At 62.8% G+C, this 22,173-nt stretch carries 17 protein-coding genes; 9 read left to right on the top strand and 8 right to left on the bottom strand.

Features of this window, described 5'->3' with window-relative positions; translation table 11 throughout:
- The first annotated feature begins 75 nt into the window (after positions 1–75).
- Complete coding sequence (locus tag MHAR_RS03675; RefSeq protein ID WP_014586273.1) at positions 76–1,533, top strand: FAD-binding oxidoreductase; 1,458 nt, start codon at positions 76–78, stop codon at positions 1,531–1,533.
- A complete protein-coding gene (locus MHAR_RS03670; protein WP_014586272.1) occupies positions 1,530–2,621 on the top strand; it encodes a (Fe-S)-binding protein in 1,092 nt (363 codons plus the stop codon). Before MHAR_RS03675 ends, MHAR_RS03670 begins: the two co-directional genes overlap by 4 nt.
- Before the next feature lie 59 nt (positions 2,622–2,680).
- Here MHAR_RS03670 and MHAR_RS03665 read toward each other — a convergent pair whose 3' ends face one another.
- The 3 genes from MHAR_RS03665 to MHAR_RS14040 form a co-directional block, all read right to left on the bottom strand.
- Positions 2,681–3,343, bottom strand: a complete 663-nt coding sequence (locus tag MHAR_RS03665) for a MarC family protein (protein ID WP_014586271.1) — start codon at positions 3,341–3,343, stop codon at positions 2,681–2,683.
- 78 nt (positions 3,344–3,421) lie between these two features.
- Positions 3,422–3,886, bottom strand: a complete 465-nt coding sequence (locus MHAR_RS03660; protein ID WP_143763266.1) for a hypothetical protein — start codon at positions 3,884–3,886, stop codon at positions 3,422–3,424.
- A 317-nt stretch (positions 3,887–4,203) separates the two neighbouring features.
- Positions 4,204–4,326 carry a hypothetical protein gene (locus MHAR_RS14040; protein WP_266335541.1) on the bottom strand — a complete coding sequence of 41 codons (123 nt, stop codon included), beginning with the start codon at positions 4,324–4,326 and terminating at the stop codon, positions 4,204–4,206.
- A 614-nt stretch (positions 4,327–4,940) separates the two neighbouring features.
- Between MHAR_RS14040 and MHAR_RS03655 the strand changes: the two genes are divergently transcribed.
- The gene (locus tag MHAR_RS03655) at positions 4,941–8,672 is read left to right on the top strand and encodes a C25 family cysteine peptidase (protein ID WP_048144324.1); all 3,732 of its coding nucleotides are present in this window, start codon (positions 4,941–4,943) and stop codon (positions 8,670–8,672) included.
- Positions 8,673–9,317: 645 nt separating this feature from the next.
- Here the strand turns inward: MHAR_RS03655 and MHAR_RS03650 are convergent.
- Positions 9,318–9,944, bottom strand: coding sequence for a hypothetical protein (locus MHAR_RS03650; protein ID WP_014586268.1), 627 nt, complete (start codon positions 9,942–9,944; stop codon positions 9,318–9,320).
- A 140-nt stretch (positions 9,945–10,084) separates the two neighbouring features.
- Here MHAR_RS03650 and MHAR_RS03640 point away from each other — a divergent pair, with 140 nt between their 5' ends.
- Genes MHAR_RS03640 through MHAR_RS03625 form a run of 4 tightly spaced genes read left to right on the top strand, consistent with a single transcriptional unit; the run spans position 10,085 to position 17,235 of the window.
- Complete coding sequence (locus tag MHAR_RS03640; protein ID WP_143763265.1) at positions 10,085–13,159, top strand: PD-(D/E)XK nuclease family protein; 3,075 nt, start codon at positions 10,085–10,087, stop codon at positions 13,157–13,159.
- On the top strand, positions 13,156–15,672 hold the full coding sequence (locus MHAR_RS03635; protein WP_014586266.1) for a UvrD-helicase domain-containing protein: 2,517 nt from the start codon (positions 13,156–13,158) through the stop codon (positions 15,670–15,672). Before MHAR_RS03640 ends, MHAR_RS03635 begins: the two co-directional genes overlap by 4 nt.
- The gene (locus MHAR_RS03630) at positions 15,669–16,292 is read left to right on the top strand and encodes a PD-(D/E)XK nuclease family protein (RefSeq protein WP_014586265.1); all 624 of its coding nucleotides are present in this window, start codon (positions 15,669–15,671) and stop codon (positions 16,290–16,292) included. Before MHAR_RS03635 ends, MHAR_RS03630 begins: the two co-directional genes overlap by 4 nt.
- Positions 16,293–16,320: 28 nt before the next feature.
- A complete protein-coding gene (locus MHAR_RS03625) occupies positions 16,321–17,235 on the top strand; it encodes a restriction endonuclease (RefSeq protein WP_014586264.1) in 915 nt (304 codons plus the stop codon).
- 177 nt (positions 17,236–17,412) lie between these two features.
- On the opposite strand, the gene MHAR_RS03620 is transcribed toward MHAR_RS03625, so the two are convergent.
- On the bottom strand, positions 17,413–18,582 hold the full coding sequence (locus MHAR_RS03620; protein WP_014586263.1) for a hypothetical protein: 1,170 nt from the start codon (positions 18,580–18,582) through the stop codon (positions 17,413–17,415).
- A 420-nt stretch (positions 18,583–19,002) separates the two neighbouring features.
- Between MHAR_RS03620 and MHAR_RS13220 the strand changes: the two genes are divergently transcribed.
- Entirely contained in the window at positions 19,003–19,113 is a 111-nt protein-coding gene (locus MHAR_RS13220; protein WP_143763264.1) for an antitoxin VapB family protein, read from the top strand.
- Between the two features lie 104 nt (positions 19,114–19,217).
- Positions 19,218–19,601, top strand: coding sequence for a type II toxin-antitoxin system VapC family toxin (locus MHAR_RS03610; RefSeq protein ID WP_014586262.1), 384 nt, complete (start codon positions 19,218–19,220; stop codon positions 19,599–19,601).
- 19 nt (positions 19,602–19,620) lie between these two features.
- On the opposite strand, the gene speB is transcribed toward MHAR_RS03610, so the two are convergent.
- The 3 genes from speB to MHAR_RS03595 are packed head-to-tail and all read right to left on the bottom strand — an operon-like array spanning position 19,621 to position 22,015.
- Positions 19,621–20,487 carry an agmatinase gene (speB, locus tag MHAR_RS03605; RefSeq protein ID WP_014586261.1) on the bottom strand — a complete coding sequence of 289 codons (867 nt, stop codon included), beginning with the start codon at positions 20,485–20,487 and terminating at the stop codon, positions 19,621–19,623.
- A 5-nt stretch (positions 20,488–20,492) separates the two neighbouring features.
- Positions 20,493–20,876, bottom strand: a complete 384-nt coding sequence (locus MHAR_RS03600) for a translation initiation factor IF-5A (protein WP_014586260.1) — start codon at positions 20,874–20,876, stop codon at positions 20,493–20,495.
- A gap of 35 nt (positions 20,877–20,911) precedes the next feature.
- Positions 20,912–22,015 carry a pyridoxal phosphate-dependent aminotransferase gene (locus MHAR_RS03595; RefSeq protein WP_014586259.1) on the bottom strand — a complete coding sequence of 368 codons (1,104 nt, stop codon included), beginning with the start codon at positions 22,013–22,015 and terminating at the stop codon, positions 20,912–20,914.
- Positions 22,016–22,173 lie beyond the last annotated feature (158 nt).

Genomic DNA, 22,173 nt, shown 5'->3' with positions numbered 1-22,173 from the left:
ATCCCCCCGACGGAATTCCTCCTCCGACTCCGCCCGCCCTTCGGCGCCGCAATTCTCCCGATTATGAGGTCTCCCATGGATATCATCGAGAAGCTCCGCGATATCGTCGGCGAGAGGGCCTCCGCCGCCCCCGCCGAGAGGCTCTGCTACTCCTCCGACGCCTCCCAGGTGAGGGGGACCCCGGACTACGTAGTCCGCCCCCTCTCCACCGCGGAGGTCTCCGACGTCGTCGGCCTGGCCGCCGCCGAAGGCGTTGCGGTGACGGCCAGGGGCGCGGGGACGGGCCTCGCCGGCGGGGCGGTGCCGGTCCGGGGCGGGATCGTCCTCGACCTCTCGGGGATGAACCGGATCGTCGAGATGGATCTGGCGAATCTGGCCGTCGTCGTCGAGCCGGGGGTCGTCCAGGCCCGGCTCAACGAGACGCTGAAGCCCCATGGGTTTTTTTTCCCGCCGGACCCCGGCTCGGCAGCCTTCTGCACCCTCGGCGGCCTCATCGCCAACAACGGCTCCGGGATGAGGTCCGTCAAGTACGGGACGACCCGTAACTACGTCCTCGACCTGGAGGTCGTCCTCGCCGACGGCTCCGTCGTCAGGACGGGCTCGCGGACCCTCAAGGCGGCGGCGGGCTACGATCTGACCCGCCTATTCATCGGCTCGGAGGGGACCCTGGGGGTCATCACCCAGGCGGTCCTGCGGGTCGCGCCCCTGCCCAAGGCCCGCAGGCTCGTCATCGCCTCCTTCAATTCGGCAGAGGAGGCGGGCCGGGCCGTCGCCGCCACCTTCGCCGCCGGGATCGTCCCCTCCGCCTGCGAGATCCTCGACAGGATGACGGTGGCGGTCCTGCGGCGCTGCGACCCCTCCCTCAAACTGCCCGACGGCGACGTCCTCCTCTTCGAGGTGGACGGCTCCGAGGGGGCCGCGGCCGAGGCGGCGGCGGAGATCGCCGCCCTCTGTTCCGCCTCTTCCGGGGCCGCTGCGGCCGCTTCGGTGGCCGTCGTTGCCGGGTCCGGGGAGATGGAGGAGATCTGGGCCGCCCGCCGCCTCGTGGGGGCGGCCATCTCCCGCCTCGACCCCGCGAAGAGCCGGATCTACGTCGGGGAAGACGTCGGCGTCCCCATCAAGGAGATCCCGGCGCTGATAAGGGAGGTGGCGGAGATCTCAGACCGGTTCGGGATCCCGGCGATGAAGTACGGCCACATCGGCGACGGAAACCTCCACGTCGCCCTCTTCATCGACGTCTTGGACGAGGGGGAGTGGGCGAGGCTCGCCGGGGCGGCCGACGCCATCCACCGGGCGGCGATCCGCCTCGGGGGGACGGTCAGCTCCGAGCACGGGATCGGCGCCGCCCGGTCGGGTTACATGATGGAACAAGTGGGCTCCGGCGCCCTCTCGGTGATGAGGGCGATAAAGAAGGCGCTGGACCCGCGAGGGATCATGAACCCCGGAAAGCTCGGCCTCGACGACGGCCCGGCCGAGGTAGGGGGAAGTGGGTGTAGCACGGGGGCGGACGGGACTCCGGGGGGAACGAGTTGACCCAGGACCAGCAGGAGGCGAAGATAGACCAACGGGCCCTGGAGGTCTGCGTCCGGTGCGGCACCTGCCGGTCGGTCTGCCCCGCCTTCGAGGTCCTCGGCTGGGAGTCAAAGAACACCCGGGGCCGGGTCATGGTGGCTAAAGCCCTCGGCGAAGGGCTCGCCCCCGACGCCTCCGTCCTCGACAGCCTCAACACCTGCACCACCTGCGGGATCTGCGCCGCCAAATGCCCCGCGGGGGCTAACCCCCCCGCGATCGTCCAGGCGGCGAGGAGGGGGCTCGTCTCCCAGGGGATCATGACCGAGGCCCAGGCCGGGTTCAGAACGAAGGTCGCGGGGAGCGGCAACACCTTCGGCGAGGTCGGCGAGAGGCTCGCCTGGCTCTCGGACGCCGGCGCCATAAAAGAGAAGGCCGAGGCCGTCTACTTCGTCGGCTGCCTCGACTCCTACCGCTACCCGGTGGTGGCGGCCAAGACCTTCGATATCCTCCGGAGGTTCGGCGTCGCCCTCCTCCCGGACGAAAAGTGCTGCGGCTCTCCCCTCATCAGGACCGGCTCCTCGGCGTTGAAGGTCATCGACGAGAACCTCCGCCAGATCCGGGAGATGAAAGCGAAGACCGTCGTCACCGGATGCGCCGGCTGCCTCTCGACCCTCAAGAGCTCCTACCCTCCCGAGTTTGAGGTGGTGAGCGTCCCCGAGTTCCTCGCCGAGCGGCTCTCGGTCCTCAGACCAAGGCGGCTCGACCTGACCGTCACCTACCACGACCCCTGCCACCTGGGAAGGCACGCCGGCATCTTCGACCCCCCGCGAGAGGTGATAAAGGCCATCTGCCGCCTCGTGGAGATGAAGAGGAGCCGGGAGGATGCCCGGTGCTGCGGCGGCGGGGGCGGGGTCCGGGCCGGCTATCCGGAGCTGTCCCTGGAGATCGCAAAGCGTAGGCTCCAGGACGTGCCGGCTGGCGTCGATGCCATCGTCTCCTGCTGCCCCCTCTGCATCAGAAACCTCTCCGACGCCGGGGCCGGGGTCGGAGCCGAGGTCGAGGTGATCGACCTCGTCGATCTGGTGGCAAGAGCCATCGGACCGCCCTGAGCTGGCCGAAGAGATGAGGATCCTCGCCGACGTATCCCAGCCTTTCGGGGCGGGAGCCCTCAGGAGAGCCCCGCCATCCCGGCGTAGATGTTCCAGGCTCCGAAGGCGACGAAGTTGACGGCGATCGCCCCCAGGAGGAGGCCCATGATCCTCGTCATCACCATGATCCCCGTCAGCCCCAGGATCCGGTCGACGTACTCCGAGGACCGGAGGATGAGGTAGGTGGCGGCGAAGGTGGCGGTGATGGCCAGGAGGACCGCCCCCTTCTCGGCGGGGCCTGAAGCCGTCCCCATCAGGACGATGACGGTGGTGATCGCCCCGGGGCCGGTCAGGAGGGGGGTCGCCAGGGGGAAGACCGAGACGTCCTCCCGGTCGCTGGCGTCGGCCAGCTCCGCCTCCGTCACCTTCCTCCGGGGCTTCGCCTTCAGCATCTCGATGGCCATGATGAAGAGGAGGATCCCTCCGGCGACCCGGAGGGAGTCGACGGTCGCCCCGAAGAAGCGGAGGACGTGGTCCCCCGAGAGGGCGAAGAGGAGGGCGATGACGTAGGCGACCGCTGCCGCCCGCAAAGAGATCCTCGCCCTCTCCCCGGCGGAGGCCTCCGGGGTGAGGGAGATGAAGACCATCGTCGCCTCTACGGGGTTTACTATGATGAAGACCGAGGCGAGAGCGTAGAAGAAGTAAGCGAAATGGCCTGCCACCTCCACCATCGTCGAATCCACCCCTAAACCTTTAAACCATCGAAAATGCCCCCCTCAGGGGGGGGAGAGCTCAAGATCCGGACCCGCTCCTCCGCCGCCTCAAAACCCTGACTTGAGGCGGGGCGCCTGGGCCTCCTTCTCGGAGTCGTCCTCGCCGATCGTCTTTCCCATCTTCCCCAGGAGGAGGAGGAAGGCGGTCATCGACCATCCGGCGAGGAGGGCGTTCCTCCCGTCCCTCTTCTGTTTGGCGAGGAGGGCGGTGGCTAGCCCCGCGATCGCCGAGACGAGGTACTCGGGGGCGTCGCTGAGGAGGTGGCCCAGGGGGTCGGCCTCGGCGTCGGCGATGTCCCGGTGGAGGACCCACCGATCCGGGAACTCGTGGACGTGGGACCCCGCCGGCCCCCGGAGCTGCCGGACCGACCCCGGCACCGCCTCCCCTAGGAGCGTCTCCTTGAAGCAGTTGGGAAGGGCCGGGTACTCCTCCTTCCTGAGGACGTACTTCCTGTGGTGGGGGAGGGTCTCTATCCACCGACAGAACTCCCGGCAGGGCTCGCTGCATTCCATGAGGATCAATAGGACTTCAAGGCTTAAATATCATCCTGAGGGGGGCTTGAGGCCCGGAGATCTGGGGGGTCGGATGCGGTAGAGATCATCAAATTGGAGGATCGAACGATGGCTGAAAAAGGGTACGAAGGTGGTTTCAGAGGTAGGGGGAAGAGCCCCCGTCCCCTCACCTGGTGTAGAATACCACGATCAGCATGATCAGCAGAAAGAGGCTGAAGATGGCGATGCAGGGATACCGGCGCAAGGTCTCTCTTATGTCCATGAAAACACCTTCTATATATTCCGCCTTTTCCCGATTTATATCTTTTCGGGGGCCTTCACCAGTACCCCTCCAGCCTCAATGCGACCATTTCGATCCGCCGGTCGACCTTTCGAGATCCGATGATCCCTGCGGGGAGGGCCTCCAGGATCGCCCCGATGTAGGCCCTCTTCGCCTCCATCAGACCGGAGACGTCGGCCCCGCCGATCTCGGCCAGGAGCCGCTCCGCCGCCTCCCTCGACCGGCCGATTATTTTCCTCCAGACCTGCTTCGAGCGGGTCCAGCTGTTTGATAGAGTTCAGGCATCCTTAAAAGCCTCAAATCACCAGGAATAATCGATAGCTTCAGGAGGGGGATGATAAATTTTTGTTGAAAGATATTATACAGATAATACGGAATATTTTATTAAGGGATGAATTGATTAAACGAGATCAGATCATTATGTAGCAGCACTTCGTCAGTAAAGAAGTACTATTAATCCATATACAATATAAATTTCTGCTATAAATTCCAACTATAAAGTTCGTTGATTCGATCGATGATATTACATATACATAATAATATATTTTCTTGTACTAGTTTTCCACTTTGACAGAAATAGATATATATCATGAACTATAACTAAAGTAAAAAATTGGCTGGAGTGTATATATGCAATATACTATATCTGGACGCATACGCGAGCTTGAAAGCCATCTCGGCATCAGTGGATTAATTGTCCGATCCTATGATAGAGGCAGAAGATATGACAAGTCCCTTAAAACGACTATAACTGATTCCGATGGTAGTTTTAAAATGGTTTATCAGAAAGACGCAGCTCCAGACCTGTTTGAGGCCCGTCCTGAGATATTCCTCCGCATCTTCACGCCACCTTTTCGTTTCCTGATGGATACCAAAGAGAAGATGCAGTGGGGTGCGAAAGATGAAGAGCATATCGAGCTAGAGATACCTCGCGAAAAGCTCGGCCAGCTCTCTCCCTCCGGCCCTGACGGCATTGTCGAGGCGGGGGTAAATCTCTTACAGAGCGATCTGAAGATGGAGAAGGTGGATATGCTCGACATCCCGCGCCTGCCTGGATGGGATAACGGAGGGCTGATAGGAGCGCCTTCGCTGCCAGAGAAGATCCAATACATCGTCCTGCCTCTTGGAGCAAAGGTCCTCAAGGTGGAGGTTCAGCCGGGCAGATCGATACGTCTGCCGGCGGAGGTTAATCCACTACCGGTCAGGGCACCAAAGCAGGACTGGGGAGACCGGATAGACCCAGAACCCATCTTCCCCGGGAGTGTTTCCCTCATGCAGGTCTATCCCAGCTATCTGAAGCAGACGAAGCCGTACCCAGCAGATATGGTCGTCCGGTTATCGATCAGACAGAAAGAGTCTGTTCAGATCCTCAGGATGCTCGTCCGGCCCGTCCAGTTCGATCCCGTCAAGCGCAACTTCATATTCCACCCGAACCTGCGCTACACTGTTCACTATGATTTACAGGAGGCCCGACCTGCTGAGAAGGCACTTGCGGCTGATCGCACGTTCAGACAGCGCAGATTGCAGCGGATCCAGTCTGTTCTGGATAGGGATCACGTCTTCATGGCCAAAGATGTTGGGTCTGGCGTTAAGGAAGTGGTCGATCTTCCAAGCATACCCTATGTCATCATCACCGATAATTCTACATGGCCTGAGAAGGGCACAGACGGGAACGGTGCCCCCGAAAAAAATGACCCTCGAAAGAAGGCTTTAAATGTTAATGGACCCGGGCCAGTAGAGCACTTCGAGCGGCTGGCGGAATGGAAGACATCACGCGGCATGCGCACACGAGTTGTGACCGTTGAGTCCATCCTCGCAGGAGATTATGGAGATTTTGCACATGCCAACTCTGCAAATCCTGCTCGGGATCTTCAGGAGGTTATCCGCAACTTCATCAAATGGGCTCATAATAACTGGGGCCTTGAATATCTGCTGCTCGGAGGCTCCCTCGAAATAGTCCCCATGAGAAAATTGCTCGGTTATGCAACCTGCAAAGGAAAATATCCTGGCTGGGATTTTTGTGATTATGGGGAGGACATAGAAGCTTCAAGAACAAATCCACCACCAAGAGGACGCGTCTTGGTTGGAAATCCCAAAAAAGCTCGCCTCTGTCACGAGTGCAGATTTTTCACCGTTAACTCCCTGACGAAGCTATGCAGCTCCCGGGGAAAAGTGATAAAATTCAAGGAAAATAGAAGGGAGATCGGCAATGGTGAACTTGGGTGGTACTTCACAAAGAGGGATTATCGTCCGCTATACGAGGACAACAATCAGGATTTAAAGGGGGAGCCTGAACCATATAATTCCGAAAAGGGTTACTCTGAGACACCCAAGGACACACCGGTATGTAACCTCATAGTTGAGGGACCTGAGTCAGACATAAACGATGATTTTTATTGGATACTTGAGAAGGATAGGCTGATTCCCTCTGATCTCTACTACGCCTGTATGGACTCGGAGCCGTCCGATAAACACGACTTCGATCTATTCGATAATGGCTATTATGGCCAGTACCGTTGGGTGGACGATGAAACCGGCGAACACGGCGAAGAGACTCCTGTCGACAGCTCCGATCCCAGCATCCCCGACATCTGGGTGGGGCGCGCTCCCGTAAGGACAGGTGAAGACGCTCGCTCCTTTGTCGATAGAGTCTTGACGTATGAACGTCTTCAGACACCAGTTGGAGATAACGAAGTCCCTGAAGTCGTCGATCCCACCTACCTGAAGCGGGTGATTATGGCAGTAGACCTCGAAGAGGATACTACGAACAATCTCTGGCAGGACCCAGACCGGATTAGGGAAACACCAGATAGCGGAAAATTCATCTATTCGGTGCAGGATGACTTTGTTCTGATCCACCTCCAAGAAAAACTGTTTCAAGTGCTGAGAGATTTGTGGAAAGAATCCAATTTCCACGTAGTTGCGAGATTCTTCGAGGCCGATAGAGAGTTCGGGACAGATATCAGCTGCATCTATGACGATGGGTCATCGGTCCCAATTACAGGATTCTTGAGCTGGCGTTTCGTAGAGCGGAGGGTTGGTATGGGGCGAAAGTACTATTGGGGTTCCTCCAGCACTCCCACCGAATATGTAAAGCTGACGGGATCGGCCCTCAAAGTTGCTCCCAAGAGAATAATTTGGTTCTATGGCTATCCCCGTGGTGATACCTGGACCAGGCAGGCAGAGGGCATGCGCAATTGCCTCTCGGGACTTTTCGGAGAATTCGACGACTACCAGCGATACTACTCGGACTATAAGGAGGTTTGGGGGACTGCGAGCTTGCCGCCCGCTCAGCCACTGAAGGTGGAGAACATCCGTGCAGCTCTCGACAGGGGGTGTCATCTAGCCATCCTGCAGAGTCACGGTAACCCAAGCAGGTGCGCTATGGTCTGGTGCGATGAAGGGCACGGGGCCCGCGATGATTTTAAGAATCACAATGAATACTTCATCGCGGTAGCTTATAGCTCATGTCACACAGCCGAGCCGGACGCTTATATCAATGATGTCCATACGCCCGAGAACAGAAATCAATCTCTGGGAGAGAAGCTGGTCCTGCATCCAGGTGGTGGTGCAGTGGCCTATATCGGCAATACTCGCATGGGCTTTGGAAATGATGCCCGGCATAAAGCCTTCTGGAGGAGCCTATATCGCAATGGACGATTGGGACCTGCGGCAGGAGACCAGAGCTGGCCAGATCGAGATTTATGGTCGGTCTACGAGCGGATACTGTACGGAGATCCGGAGATGCGCGTCTGGACGAAGGTGCCAAAAAAATATCAGGTCGTCCGCCCGGACTATCTGGAGCTACCGTATGACGGACCCTTTGAGGTCTGCGTATTGAATAAAGACTCGCCCATGGCTCTGCAGAGAGTGACTCTGATGGGTGGGTGGACCAATTCTTCGCAGGAGCCCGTGGTCCTGGAGTCCAGACTGACAGATGGCCAGGGCATGGCATCTTTTAAACCATCCATCCCTCAAGATTTGACAGAGATCACCTTAACGGTCGTGTCTTCCGAATTCGGGACCGGAAAGGGGAACTTCGTGCCTTATGTCGCAAAAGTGCCTGTAATCAAGCTCCAGCAAAGCTGGCGACGATGCACCAAGTGCCATGGGCTATTCAGCAATACTAACCCCCGTTATAACCATTGTCCTGTGGATGATGGCCCCCATGAAGAGGCGAGTGGAGAACGTTATGTCTTGGTCTATGATTCCCCGGATGCTCCCGGTCAACAGGGATGGCGCAGGTGCACGAAGTGCCGCAGCCTATTCTTTGCTGGAGACAAGGAAAAGGCAGGGAAGTGTCGTGACGGAAATGAGCACATTGGGGAACACTTAAAGTACGCCATTGGAATGGACCCCTCTATAACGGACGATCCGATTCCATGGCGCTGGTGCGATAAGTGTCAGGTGCTCCATCGTCCCAGCGGATCGACCACCGGTCCATGCTACAAGAAGGGAGAGAGACACAATGCAAGCGGATCCAGCTACTTCCTTCGTAAAGCATAACGTATGAAATCACACGCAGAGAGAGAGCATACAACAGAATAAGCAAACGGGCTGCGCCGATGGCGCAAGCTCCCTTTTTCCTTAGGATGAGCTCTCTCTGCAAAGGCCGGGCCGTCGTCTTTGGAGGAACGGGAGAGACTGGAATTATCATTGTCTGCTGCATCGCCTCTGATCCAGGCAGAATTGGCCGAGACATCCCCGTCTTGACTCAATCCTTGAGGCCATCAGGTCTGATTCGATCTATCTTTTTCCTCGATCTCCTGACGGCAGAAACCGGATTATCTGATCGATGGAGGCGAAGGACAATAAAAAACGCTTCTGTCCTCCGCCGTCTCCACGAGTGTCCTGTATATCATCATCGAGAGGTCGTCGGGGCTGCATCCGCCGGGTTTTATTCGGACCCCCGGATCGACCTTTGGCATGACCGCAGACGCGGGCACTCCGATGAAGACGCTATGAAAGAGATAGGAGAAAAGGATGCCCATCCTGTCACTTGGTGTATATTACCACTATCAGCATGATCAGCAGAAAGAGGCTGAAGATTACGATGCAGGGATACCGGCGCAAGGTCTCTTTTATGTCCATGAAAACACCCTCTCTCTATCTTGACTGAGGTTTGATTTATATCTTTTTGGGGATCGCCTATTACCAGTACCGCACCAGCTTCGCCCGGACGGCTTCGATGGCCCGATCGACCTGGGGCGATCCGATGATCCCTGCGGGGAGGGCCTCCAGGATAGCCCCGATGTAGGCCCTCTTCGCCTCCATCAGCCCGGAGACGTCGGCCCCGGCGATCTCGGCCAGGAGCCGCTCCGCCGCCTCCCTCGACCGGGCGATGGAAGCCTCCAGCTCCTTTTTAGCTTCCTCGGGATCGACGGCTCCGGTGGAGGGATTATCACGGATCTCGTGGATCTCTCCGGCTAGGTCGACGACCGCCTCGATCAGCTGGCCGAAGGCGCTGGTCTCGGCGTCGCACTCCCCGCCGTGGGTCTCGGCGTAGCCGCAAGACCCGCAGCGGTTCGCGCCCGCGTTTTGGACGCAGAAGGGGCAGGCCTCCGGCCTCAGCGGCAGCGAGTCGAGGAGGAACATCGCCGTCGCCCTGCCGAACCTCTCGGCCTCCCGGCCCGTCCCGACCCTCGCGAGGCCCGCCTCGAGCCGGTCGAGCCGCCTCAAGAAGAGGAGGCCTCGCGCCTCCACCGCTCCCCTCGCCTCCTCCAGGGACCGGGGGCGGATCTTCGCCGCCGCCCTCGCCTTATCCTCAGGGCTCGCCATAGCCGACCCCATCGAGCCCCGGGGTCATAAGCCCTTCCTCCACCGGTCTGGTCATCTCCGCCCTTCGGGCGAGATTCAGCAAACGGGATATACGACGGCGGCAGATCTCCCGGAGGAAGAGGAGAAGGAGGAGGAGAGAGTTGAGGAGGCAGATCCTGCGGGGCCCCGCCCTCTCGGGGAAGACGGAGAGGCTGATGGCGGCGATGGCGGAGGCCCACCGGGAGGACCCCACCTCCTACACCTTCATCGCCCCAACCCCGGAGGAGGCGGAGAGCTTCGCCGAGAGGTTCGCCCGGGCGCTGAAGGGGCCCGTCCCCGCCGGAAACTTCGTCACCCTCTCGAAGGTAGCCGAAGACCTCCACCGGCTCGCCCACCCCGGCGAGGTGCTCCTCAGCAGGAGCGTGGTGAACCTCCTCGCCGCCGACGCCTTCTCCGACCTCCCCGCCGATGAGCTGGGGGTCTTCTCCCCCCTCCGATCTTCGGCCACCTTCGCCCGCTCCGCCGCCGAGGCGGCCTGGGACCTCGCCATCCGGGGCGAGGCCGAGATCGCCGACCTCCTCGCCTCCGAGGAGGCGCTAAATCTCGCGAGGGCGGTCCGGAGGGGGGTCGAACGGGTCCGGGGACGGGGGGTCTTCGACCTGGCCGACGCCTACCGCGGATTCGATCCGGCCGGCGCTATGGAGGAACTCCGGAATAGGTACGGGACCCGCCTCTTCGCCGACGGCATAGCCGACCTTCCGGGGGCGGAGATGGGGTTTCTCCTTCGCCTTCTGCCCCTCTTCGAGGAGGCGACGATCACCCTCGACCCCGCCCTCTGGAGCCGGGGAGGGCTGGAGGAGTTCCTCGCCCTTCTGGCCGAAGGGGGGTTCGAGGAGATCGAATGCCGCCCCCGGGACGAGCCCCTATCGAAGGGCCTCGACTCCTTCCTCCTGGATGGACCGCCCCACCCGGCCTCCGACCTCCGGGGCCTCGTCTCCGTCGAAAGCCACCCCGACCCGGAGGCGGAGACCTTCGCCCTATGCCGGGAGGCGAAGAGGCTGATCTCCGAGGGGCTCCGCCCCGAGGATATATCGATCGTCGTCGCCGACCCCGCCACCCGGGGGCGCGAGATCCTCCGGGCCCTTCAGGACGCCGGAGTTCCGGCGAGGCTCCTCGCCGGGGAGAGCCTCCTGGAGAAGAAGACGGTACAGGTTCTCCTCCTCCCCTTCAGGGCGGCGGCCTCGGGATACCCCCCCGAGCTGATCCTCACCCTCCTCGACGGCTCCCTCCCCACCTCACCCCGGGAGCTGGAGGCCCTCGCCTCCGCCGCCGGCCTCCTCCTCCTGCCGGCGGGCGACCTCGCCTCGGCCCGCCGGAGCTGGATCGCCGCCCTGGCGGAGCACCAGTCCGCCCTCCGGGAGATGGAGCGGGTCCTCGCCGCCGACGAGACGGTTCTGGAAAGCGAGGTGGCGGCGGCGGCCCGGCGGGCCGAGTCTTGCGCCCTCGTCATGAGCCGATCCGAGGAGCTCTTCGACCGCCTCGCGTCGATGGAGGCGGCGATCGACGGCTCCGGCCTCGCTGCGGTCGCCTCCGAGCTGGGGCGGCTGATCGAGCTTCTCCGGCCGAGGCTCTCCGACTCCGATGGAGATGTGCCTGCCCTCGATGGGTTTGAGGAGGCGGTGACGAGGACCGCCCTGACCCTGGAGGCCCTCGGCCGGGCCGACCTCCCCCTCGACCGGCTCCTCTCCATCCTGGTGGCGGCCCTCGGGGTCCCGGCCTGGGCCGGATCCGCCCGATCCGGGGCCGTCGAGATCCTCTCCCCCGCCCTCTCCTCGAAAAGGTACCGACGGGTGAAGTTCGTGGCGGGGTTCAACGACGGCCTCTTCCCCAGCCGATCGGCAAACCCCCTCTACGGGCTGAACGACCTCTCCTCCGGGAGGGGAGAGAGAAACCTCCACCTGAGAAACGACCGGATCGAGCGGTACTGGCTCCGGAAGGCGATCGCCTCCTCCTCCCGGACCGTCGTCACCTATCCGAGGGCCTCCCGGGAGGGGGCGCCCCTCGTCCCCTCCCTCTGGCTGGAGAGGATGGCAGGGGTTTCTCCCGCCGCCGAGGCGGAGGAGGAGCCATCGAAATCGCCGACGATCCTGAGCCGGCGCCACCTGAGGGTGGAGTACGCCCGAGCCATCGCGGGGGGCGGCCGCCTGGAGGTCCCGGCGGATCTCCTTGGAGAGGTCGATCCCCTCCGCCTCCGGGCCGGGGAGCCCCCCTTCCAGTGGAGGATCGAGGACCCCGGGGTCTCCTCGACCCTGGTGGTGAGGAGCTTCAGCTACTCGAAGCTCCGGGACTATCGGAGCTGTCCCTTCCGGTTCTTCCTCACCCGCGCCCTGGGGATCGAGGAGCCGGCCCCCGGAAGCCTCGAGCTCACCCCCCTGGAGAGGGGGACCGCCTACCACGCCGTCCTCAGGGCCGTCGGGGGGGAGGCCCCTCCCGGCGCCGACCTTCGGGAGGGGGGAGGAGAGGACCTGGTCCGCGGGGAGGTGGAGAGGACGGCAGCGAGGTTCCTCGCCGACGAGAAGGTCAGGAGGATGGAGGCGGTCCGCCGGAGGATCGTCAGCGCCGTCGCCTCCGACCTCCTCGGCTATCTCAGATTCGAGGCGGAGGATCCGGTCAGGGCCGCCGTCGGCCGACGCCGGATGGCGGAGGTCCCCTTCAGCCTCGAGCTATCGAGGATGGGAGAGCTCCTCCCCCGCTCCGCCGAGAGTTACGGGGACCTCACCTTCCGGGGGAGGATCGACCGGATCGACCTCGGCGCCCCCGGGAAGAAGGGCGAGATCGAAGTCGTCCTCTCCGACTACAAGTCCTCCACCTCCGGCGCCGAGTGGGAGCAGCTCCAGCTCTACTCCCTCGCCCTCCTCGCCCTCGGCCTCCCCGAGGTCCCAGCCCGGCCCGGATCGATGAGGGCCCTATTCCGGATCGTCCGGAGGCCGGGGATCTCCCGGGTCCTGGAGGTCCATGCCGGGGAGGGAAGGATGGTCCGGCAGAGGTCGAAGCCAGACCCCACCTTCGCCGAGGTGGACGGGGAGCTCCGAGAGGCCCTGGACGGGATCTTCCAGGGGAGAGAGTTTCGGCGGGCTGCCGAGGTGGAGGGGTCGACGGGAGGGTGCTGGGGGTGCCCCTTCGAGGTGGAGCCCTGCGCCATCGCCGCCTGGATGGCGGGGGAGGGGTCCCGATGAAGGGCGACCTATTCATATCGGCGAGCGCCGGGACGGGGAAGACCTACACCATATCCAAGAGGTACCTCGAGATCTTCGAGGAGGCCTTCCAGGCGGGGGAGGAGATCTCCGTCGGGGAGGTGGCGGCGATAACCTTCACCAGGAAGGCGGCGGGGGAGATGAAGAGGAGGATCGTCGAGGGGATCCGGGAGAAGACAGATCCCCGGTGGACGGGCCTCCTCTATTCCATCCCCTTCGCCTGGATCGGGACGATCGACTCCTTCGCCGGCCGGATCCTGGCGGAGAACGGGGCCCTCGCCGGGATCGATCCCGGCCTCCGGGTGGAGGCCGCCGCCGGCTCTTCGGCCCTCGTCCGGAGGGTGGCCCTCCGGACGGTCTGGGAGAACGAGGCCCTGGCGGAGCCGATCCTGAGGGTCGCGGGCCTCGACGACCTCCTCGGAGCCCTCGCCGTCGGCGTCGATGGGAGGGGGAAGGTCATCGCCGCAAGGCCGGCGGGGGCCGTCGAGGGGGGCCTCCCCCTCGTCGAAGACCCGGCCAGCGCCGCCTCCCTCGCTGAGGCGAACCGGGCCTTCCTGGAGCTCTTCCGCCGCTTCGACGGAGCCCGCCGCCGGGAGATGGATCGGCTCGGCCAGACGGACTTTCTCGGAGTCCTCCTCGCCCTCCGGGATCTCCTCCTGGATAGCCCCGCCCTGAGGGCGCGGCTCTCCGGCCAGTTCCGGTACATCATCGTCGACGAGTTCCAGGACACCGACCACCTCCAGAAGGAGATCGTCGACCTCCTCCGAGGGAGAAAGACGCGCGTCGTCTACGTCGGCGACGCGAAGCAGTCGATATACAGGTTCCGGGGGGCGGAGGTGGAGGTCTTCGCCGAGGCGAGGCGGGAGGTGGAGGCGGGGTCCGGAACCGTCCTGGAGCTCTCAACGAACTATCGGTCCCACCCGGGGGTCCTCGACTTCGCCAACCGCCTCTTCGCCGGGATCTTCGATGGAGCCGGCATCTCCGGCGGTCCGGAGTACAGCCCTGTTATTCCCCTGCCGGTGGCGGGAAAGACCGGCGACCTCCCCCGGGCGAGGATCCTCTTCCACCCCGAGGACGAGGGGAAGGCCGCCGCCCTCTTCATAAGGAGGATGGTGGGCAGGGAGTTCGACTTTCTGGATAGGAAGGAGGACGGATCCGGCGGCGTGAACCTCGTCCCGGAGAGGCGGAAGGTCAGATACAGAGACTTCGCCCTCCTCCTGAGGAAGCTTCGGGGCGGGACGGGGGACCGGTACGCCAAGGCCCTGAGGGAGATGGGGATCCCCTGCTACGTCGTCGGGGAGGCTGGTTTCTTCGACCTCCCCGAGGTCCGGGGGCTCGTCTCGATCCTCAAAGTCCTGGCAGACCCGGCCGACGACCTCGCCATGACGGCCGCCCTCCTCTCCCCGGCCGTCGGCCTCGACCTCCAGGACCTGGCCCGGCTGAAGGCGAGGGCGAAGGCGAAGGCCATCGCCGGGGAGGGGGAGACGGATCCAGAAGGCCGCCCCCGCTCCCCACCCACCGGCAGCCCCGGGGCCCCCCTCTTCGACGCCCTCGGCGGGATCGAGGAGGGAGATCTCTCCCCCGAGAGGGCGAGGCGGGTCGGGCGGCTGAGGGAGGTTCTGGAAAATTTCGCAGATCGTAAAGAACTCCTGACCCCCTCCGCCATCCTGGAGGAGGCGGCAGAGCTCCTCGATTACGAGGCCCACCTCGCCCTCGCCGACCCCCTGAGGAGGAGGACCGCAAACCTCCGGAAGCTGATGGACTCCTCGAAGGCCCTGGACGGGGCGGGGCTCTCCCTTCGGGAGGTGATCGAAAGGCTCGACGGCTCCGGGCTCGAGGACGTGGAGCCCGCCTCCGTCGAGGGCGAGGAGACGGACGCGGTGAAGGTGATGACCGTCCACAAGGCGAAGGGGCTTGAGTTTCCGATCGTCATCGTCGCTGAGACCTCCTGGAGCGATCCGGCGACCCCGCCTCCCTTCCTCCTGAGGAGGGGGGGCGACGGCGGGAGTGGGCCCATCTTCTCCCTCCTCCCGGAAGAGAAGGCCGGGGAGGGGACGTTCCTCTCCGAGATGGCGGAGGAGGAGAGGAGGCGGGAGGCCGAAGAGGAGGAGAGGAGCCTCTACGTCGCCGCCACCCGGGCGAGGGACCTGTTGGCGATCACCCTATCTGGCCCCAAGAGGCGGGGGGCGAGGCCCTGGCGGGACCTCCTCGCATCCATCGTCTCCGGAGAGGACGGAAACCCGGAGGTCACCCCCGCCTTCTTGGGGGTCCTCGAGGTCGTCAGGGCGGCGGATCTGGAGCCCGGGGAGGACGGCCCCGCCCCCGGGGGCGAGGGGTCTGCCATCCTCCCGGACCTCACCCTCATCGATCCGATGGAGGTCGAGGACGGGAGCCTCCGGATCTCTCCGACCCGCCTCGTCGATCCGGAGGAGCACCAGCCCTTCCGGCCGGGCCGGCCCCCGCTCGCAAGCCTGAGGCGGCAGAGCTGGAGGTGAAGCTGGAGGTGGAGATGGAGACCGGGGAGGCGGACCTCGCCGATGAGGAGGAGCCCCTGGAGCCGAAGGACCTGGGGAGGCTCGCCCACCAGATTCTGGAGAGCCTCGGCGTCGGCGGCCAGACCCTCGAAGCCCTCGGATCGGCGGAGCGGCCCCGCCGCCCCCCCCACCTCCTGGCCGGAAGGTTCACCGAGGACGAGCTTCGGGAGGTCTGGACCGTCCTCGACGGGCTGAAGGGCCACCGCCTCGTGAGGGAGATCGAGGCCGCCGAAAAGACGAGGACGGAGTACCAGATCCTCCGCCCCTTCGGGGGGCACACCCTCGTCGGGAGGGTCGATAAGCTGGTGAAGACGAGAGAGGGGTGGCATATCGTCGACTTCAAGTTCGCCGACTCCTCCGCCCACGCTCCCGCCTACGAGTTTCAGATGAAGTTCTACCTCTACCTCGCCCGGGAGATATTCCGGCCTATGCTGGGGGCGCGGCTCTTCTACCTCAAGGACGGGGGCGTCCGGGATGTCCGGCTCGAAGATGAGGAGGTGGAGGGGTTTGAGGAGGAGCTCCGGGGGAGGATCGAGAGGCTGGGGGCCTCCTCTGGCACAGAACTTAATTATCCGGACTGAGATAGGGAAGGCTGCGAGGTCGGCAGAGATGGCGGTTCCAGATTTTCAAAGATTGATGCTCCCCCTCTTGAGGGTCTTGGGAGATGGTGAAGAGCACAGCCTTCACGAGGTGATAGAGAGCCTGGCAGATCAGTTTGAGCTGACCGACGAAGAGAGGCGCGAGCTCCTCCCCAGCGGAAGGCAGGCGAAGCTAGCCAACCGGGTGGGTTGGGCCAGGACGTACATGAAGAAGGCTGGACTTTTGGAGAGCACGGGGAGGGGCAAGTTCCGGATAAACGATCGAGGTCTCTCGATCCTGAGATCCGACCCGGCTGAGATCAACGTCAAGTCTCTTGAGCAGTTTCCAGAGTTTCAGGAATTTCATCGTAGATCCTCCAAAGATGACGACATCGATCTCAACGATGATGTCACTGAGAAGACGAGAACCCCCGAGGAGATCCTGGAGGCCGGCTACCAGAACCTGAGGAGGGATCTGGCCCAGGACCTTCTCGATCGGATAATGGGATGCTCTCCTGAGTTCTTCGAGAGGCTCGTGGTGGACCTGCTGGTGGCGATGGGCTACGGCGGATCCCGAAGAGATGCCGGGGAAGCCGTCGGCAGGAGCGGCGACGGCGGGATCGACGGGATCATCAAGGAGGATAAGCTCGGCCTCGACGCCGTCTACATCCAGGCCAAGAGGTGGGAGGGGACGGTTGGAAGGCCCGCGGTCCAGGCCTTCGCCGGAAGCCTGATGGGAAACCGGGCAGGGAAGGGTGTCTTCATCACGACGTCTCAGTTCACAAAAGAGGCGAACGATTACGTCAAGGGGATCCAGCAGCCTAAGATAGTCCTGATCGATGGAGAGCAGCTCGCCCAGTTCATGATCGATCATGACATCGGCGTCGCCGACGTCGCCACCTACAGGGTCAAGAGGGTCGATCTGGACTACTTTGGGGAGGAGTGATCCGCCTCTTCGGCGAGCCCTTGTCGGCAACCTTCATCAGCCCAAGGCTTGCCGCCTTGAGATGGCGCGATCTCGCTTGAGCATCCGAACTCGCGGTCTTGGCTTGGAGAGGACTACCGGATGATCCGGGGGTCCAATCCGCCAAAGAGAGGCCGCGTTTAGATCTCTTTTTTCCCCTCACCCCACCAGCTGTAAGTAGACCACCCTCACCGAAGTGAAGCCGCTGGAGGTGATGACGTCGGGGTTGTACTCCTGATAGATCGAAAGGAGCTGGCCACTACTGTCGTAGGTTACGACCTCTCGGAAGTCGACCTGGTTTGTCATCTCCAGGGCGATCCCGCTCGCATCGTTCTGGATCACTGCCACCCTCATCCCGGTGTCGGGATCGGTGTCAACTATGCCGGTGCCGAGGGAGCTCGCCTCTGGTGGTATGAAGCCCCCCATCAGCTGAGAAACTCCGTAGACGGTCTTGACATAGGGCGCTTGGTCTTGGTAGATGGTATCCTCCCTCGCCTCAGCAAATCGATGGTGAACTGACCCCATAGACATCTTGACCGCCAGAGGGGATGCCACAGGAGCAGCTCCTTGAATCTGGCTCTGAGACTGGCCCTGATAATAGTAGACTTGCCCTGCCTCCAGCCATGAGGGGAGGCTTCCATCCGCCCAGGGTATGTTCACCTTCCGGAGGTTCTTCAGCTCATAGATGGCGTGGGTGCTTCGGGAACTGGTCACTACGCCCGCATCCATCCCGAGGGACGTATAGTCCATCGTGTGGTAGAGCATCAGCCCCGATTCCAGGTCGTAGACGAGGGCCATCTCCAGCCCTTCATTCCGGTAATCGAACCTGATCGCCTGATACTCCTCCCCCCCGACGGTCACCGGGAGGCGCTGGACCGTCATCCTATCGCCGGCCTCTTCAGGGATCCCGTTCAACACTTCGGGGCTGGCCCAGAAGTCGCCGCAGCCCTGGGGGACGACCGACCCAAAGCCGACGAGCTTTCTCATCCCCCCCTGGAGGTACGGGGCGTAGGGTTTGGTGTTGGTCGCCGCTACCCCGTCCTCCAGGGCCACGACGTCCACCTGAGATAAACCGTGCCCTGTAGATCCAGTGGTCCACTCGATCTTCTCGCTGTACTCGGATTCGGGAGTGCTGGCGATGACGGAGTAGGTGGCCCTCGTCCCCTCCGTCAGCCAGGATGGCGCTGGAGCGGTGGCCAGCTCCGGATATCTCAATACCAGGGGATTTTCCATGCCGCTGGGGAGGGTCGGCGCTCCATCAACATTTAGAGAAGCTGCGGTCATGAGGACGAGCAGCAGCACCGGTTTGACCATGACCTCTATTCTCATCGGATTTCACCTCTGAAATCTTCTGGACGGCAAAACTGGCGGGAGGCCTCGAAGATGGCTGGTCAGGCCTCTCCCCAGATCGAGCTTCAACCCCCAACGAGATAAATTTTTTGGATCCGATGAGAGGCGGCCTCCGGGCCATGTGGAGAGAAGGCCGATGAAGGCCCCTCAGGATCCGCTCAGGGATGCGGATCCCTTTCAGCCCCCGGGGATTAACCCTATGGATGATTGTCGGCTAGCCGCCGCCTCGGCGGCGATGAACTACCGCTCCCAGTACCGCCATCTCTCCGGACCTCGAGGCCGACGGCCCGGGGAATATATCCCGAGCCTCCTCGCAAGAGAGGGGGTTATAGAGGGATTCGACCCTCTGAGCCCTGGAGGGCGAAGCTAATATATCTCTATGCATACATACACAGATGCATGGGGACCAGGACCCTTTCGATAAGGGAAGAGACCTACGAGATGCTGAAGCGCGAAAAGAGAGAGGGAGAGAGCTTCAGCGACGTCATCGACAGGCTGATGAGGCGGTAGAAGTTCAACCTCGCAGATTACTTCGGCGCCATCGAGGACGAGGAGCTGCTGAGGGGACTTGAAGAGGACGCGAGGAAGATCAGAGAGCTATCGAGGTCGAGGGTATGATCGTCCTCGACACCAGCGCCCTCATCGACCTCTTCAGAGGATCTGAAGAGATCAGAAAATTCGTCGGCGAGGACGCGGCCACCACCATGATAAGCTGCTACGAGATCTTCGCCGGGATCAGCCACAGAAGATCTGAGAGGGAGGAGCAGTTCTTCAGGCGATTTTTCTCCGGCATCGACGTATTGGACTTCGAAATGAGGGCTGCCGAAAAGGCTGGCGCTATTATGGGCCAGCTCCTGGGCCAGGGGACCCCCGTGAACGCCCTGGACGTTTTGATTGCGGGCATCGCTATAACAAACGGTGCGGAGAGGCTGATATCCCGGGATCGAGATTTTGAGAAGATCTCCCAGGTCTCAGAGCTGGCGGTCTTAATTTACTGATCGTCCCAGCCTCGAAAAGCTACCGGCTAGCCGCCGCCTTTGAGGCGATGAACTCCCGGATCAACTTCGCGCCCAGGGAGGCGGTCTGCCCCCCGTCGTACTGGGGGGCGATCTCGTTTGCATCCAGGCCTACGGCCTTCGGCGCCACCTTCTCGACAATGTGCCGAACGTCCCAGGAGGAGAGGCCGAAGGGCTCGGGGGTCCCGACCCCCGGAGCGAAGGCGGGATCGATGGCGTCGAAGTCGATGGAGAGGTAGATCTCGTCGCAGCCCACCTCCTCCAGGGCCTCCTCCAGGACCGCCTCGATCCCCCGCTCCCGGACCTCGTCGCTGGAATGGTAGCTGACGCCCCGCTCCTCGGCGTAGAGGTACTCCTTCAGGTCGCCGGACCGAATCCCGATGGAGGCGTAGCCTGCTACCCCCTCCACCTCCAGGATCCGGCGGCTGGCGCAGGCGTGGCTGTACCTCGTCCCGCCGTACTCGTCCCGGAGGTCGAGGTGGGCGTCGAGGACGACGACGCCGATCTCGCCGCGCCTCCGGGCCACCTCGGCGACGATCGACGGCGTAATGGAGTGCTCTCCGCCGATGAAGATCGGCGTCGCCCCCTCGGGGATGAAGCCGAAGGACTCCCGGATCGTCTCCATGGCGTCGGCGGGGTCCGCCCCCAGGTAGAGGTCCCCGAGGTCGGCGACCAGGAGGTCGTTAAAATCGATGGAGTAACGGTGAATGTAAGTCTCGAAGTTGTAAGATGCCCGCCGGACGGCTTCGGGGCCTTCGCGGGTCCCGGACCTAAAGCAGGTGGTGGCATCGAAGGGAGCCCCTACGATGATGAAATCCGCCACCTCCGGGTCGGCGTCGGCGTCCGCAAAATTGGACCTGTTGAACATCGAGGTTAACGGATGTCCATCTTCGTCCTGCCCATGACGAGCAGGTAGGGGACTTCCTTCCCCTCCTCCAGCTTCTCCCGGTCCTCCTCGGTGATGGGAACGTCGATGGTGCTGTAGTCCCCGAGGTCCATCAGCTGGGCAGAGCTCTCCCCGATCGTCAGGACCTGCCCCGACTTCCTCTCGACGATGGGGACGTAGACCTTGGCCGTCACCGGCTGGACGGTGGACCTCTTCTGGCCGTCGAAGATCCCGACGGCGTCGACCCTAGCCTTGGCGGCGCCGTGCTTTCCGGGCTTGGACTTGGCTATGCTCTTGATGACGCACGGCTCGTCGTCGATGATAACGTACCTTCCCTCTTTCAGCTCTCTAGCCTCCACCTGCTCTTTCATCTCGTCACCTTCCGGACGAATACTGCAGCTCCTATTTAAAGAATTTCTCTCATCCTCTCCAGGGCCGTCCTTATATCGGCCATGGAGGCGGCATAGGAGATCCGGATGTGGTCTCTTGCCGCCGATCCGAAGGCAGATCCCGGAACCGCGACGACCCCTGCCTTGATCAGCCTCGCAGAGACGGCGTCGCCGTCTCCCACCTTCGGGAAGGCGTAGAAGGCGCCGGCGGGCACATCCATCTCGGCCCCCATCCGCCGGAGCCCCTCCACCAGGACGTCCCTCCTCCGCCGGAACTCCTCCCTCATCATCCGGACGCAGTCCTGGGGGCCGCTGACGGCGGCTAGAGCCGCCCTCTGGCTGATGGAGGAGGCGCAGGCCTGGACGTACTGGTGGACCTTGAGCATATTCTCCAGGGCTTCGCCCCGAGCCGCCAGGTAGCCGAGCCTCCAGCCGGTCATGGCGTAGGTCTTGGAGACGGCGTTGATGGTGATGACGTTCTCGGAGTAGAGGGCGGGGCTCGCGTGCTCCCCCTCGTAGATGAACTGCTCGTAGACCTCGTCGGATATGAGCGCGAAGCCGTGGTCCTCGGCCAGCTCCGCCAGGGCCCGGAGCTCCTCCCTCGTCTGGACGGAGCCGGTGGGGTTGTTGGGGGAGTTGACGATGAGGGCCCTCGTCCTCGGCGTCACCCTCTCGGCGACCGCCTCGGCGGTGAGGTGAAACCGCTCGTCCATGGGGACGGAGACGGGCCTTCCCTGGGAGACCCGGGTGAGGGCGGCGTAGGAGACGAAGCCGGGGTCGCCCATCAGGACCTCGTCCCCCTCCTCGACGACGGAGGCGATGGCGAGAAAGAGCGCCTCGCTGGCTCCGCTCGTCACCATGATCTCCGCCGGCGCGTAATCGAGGCCGTTCTCTAGCCTTAGCTTCTCGGATAGGGCGGCCCGGAGCTCAGGGATGCCGAGGTTCATGGTGTAGCCCGTGAACCCCTCCTCGATCGCCTCGATCGCAGCCTGCTTGATGTGGTCGGGGGTGTCGAAGTCGGGCTGGCCGAGGCCGAGGTTGATCGCTCCCGGCCCCGCCCCCTCGAAGCTCTTTCTTATCCCGGAGATGTCGATCTCCTCGACGTGGCTTGCAAACTTCATGGTCAGGACCTCTTTCTCCGAGGTTTGGAAGGGGAGATAAAAATAGTTAAGCCCGATAGAGGGGCGGTCCTTCTCTCGGGAGGGCGGGATTAGGGCCTCGGCTCTGGGAAGGCGGAGGAACTGACCTGGGGGCTGACTCGGCAGAGATCGGAGCGAAG

It is taken from the genome of Methanothrix harundinacea 6Ac, assembly GCF_000235565.1.
GTDB lineage: Archaea > Halobacteriota > Methanosarcinia > Methanotrichales > Methanotrichaceae > Methanocrinis > Methanocrinis harundinaceus.
This window is presented reverse-complemented; position numbering and strand designations above follow the sequence as displayed.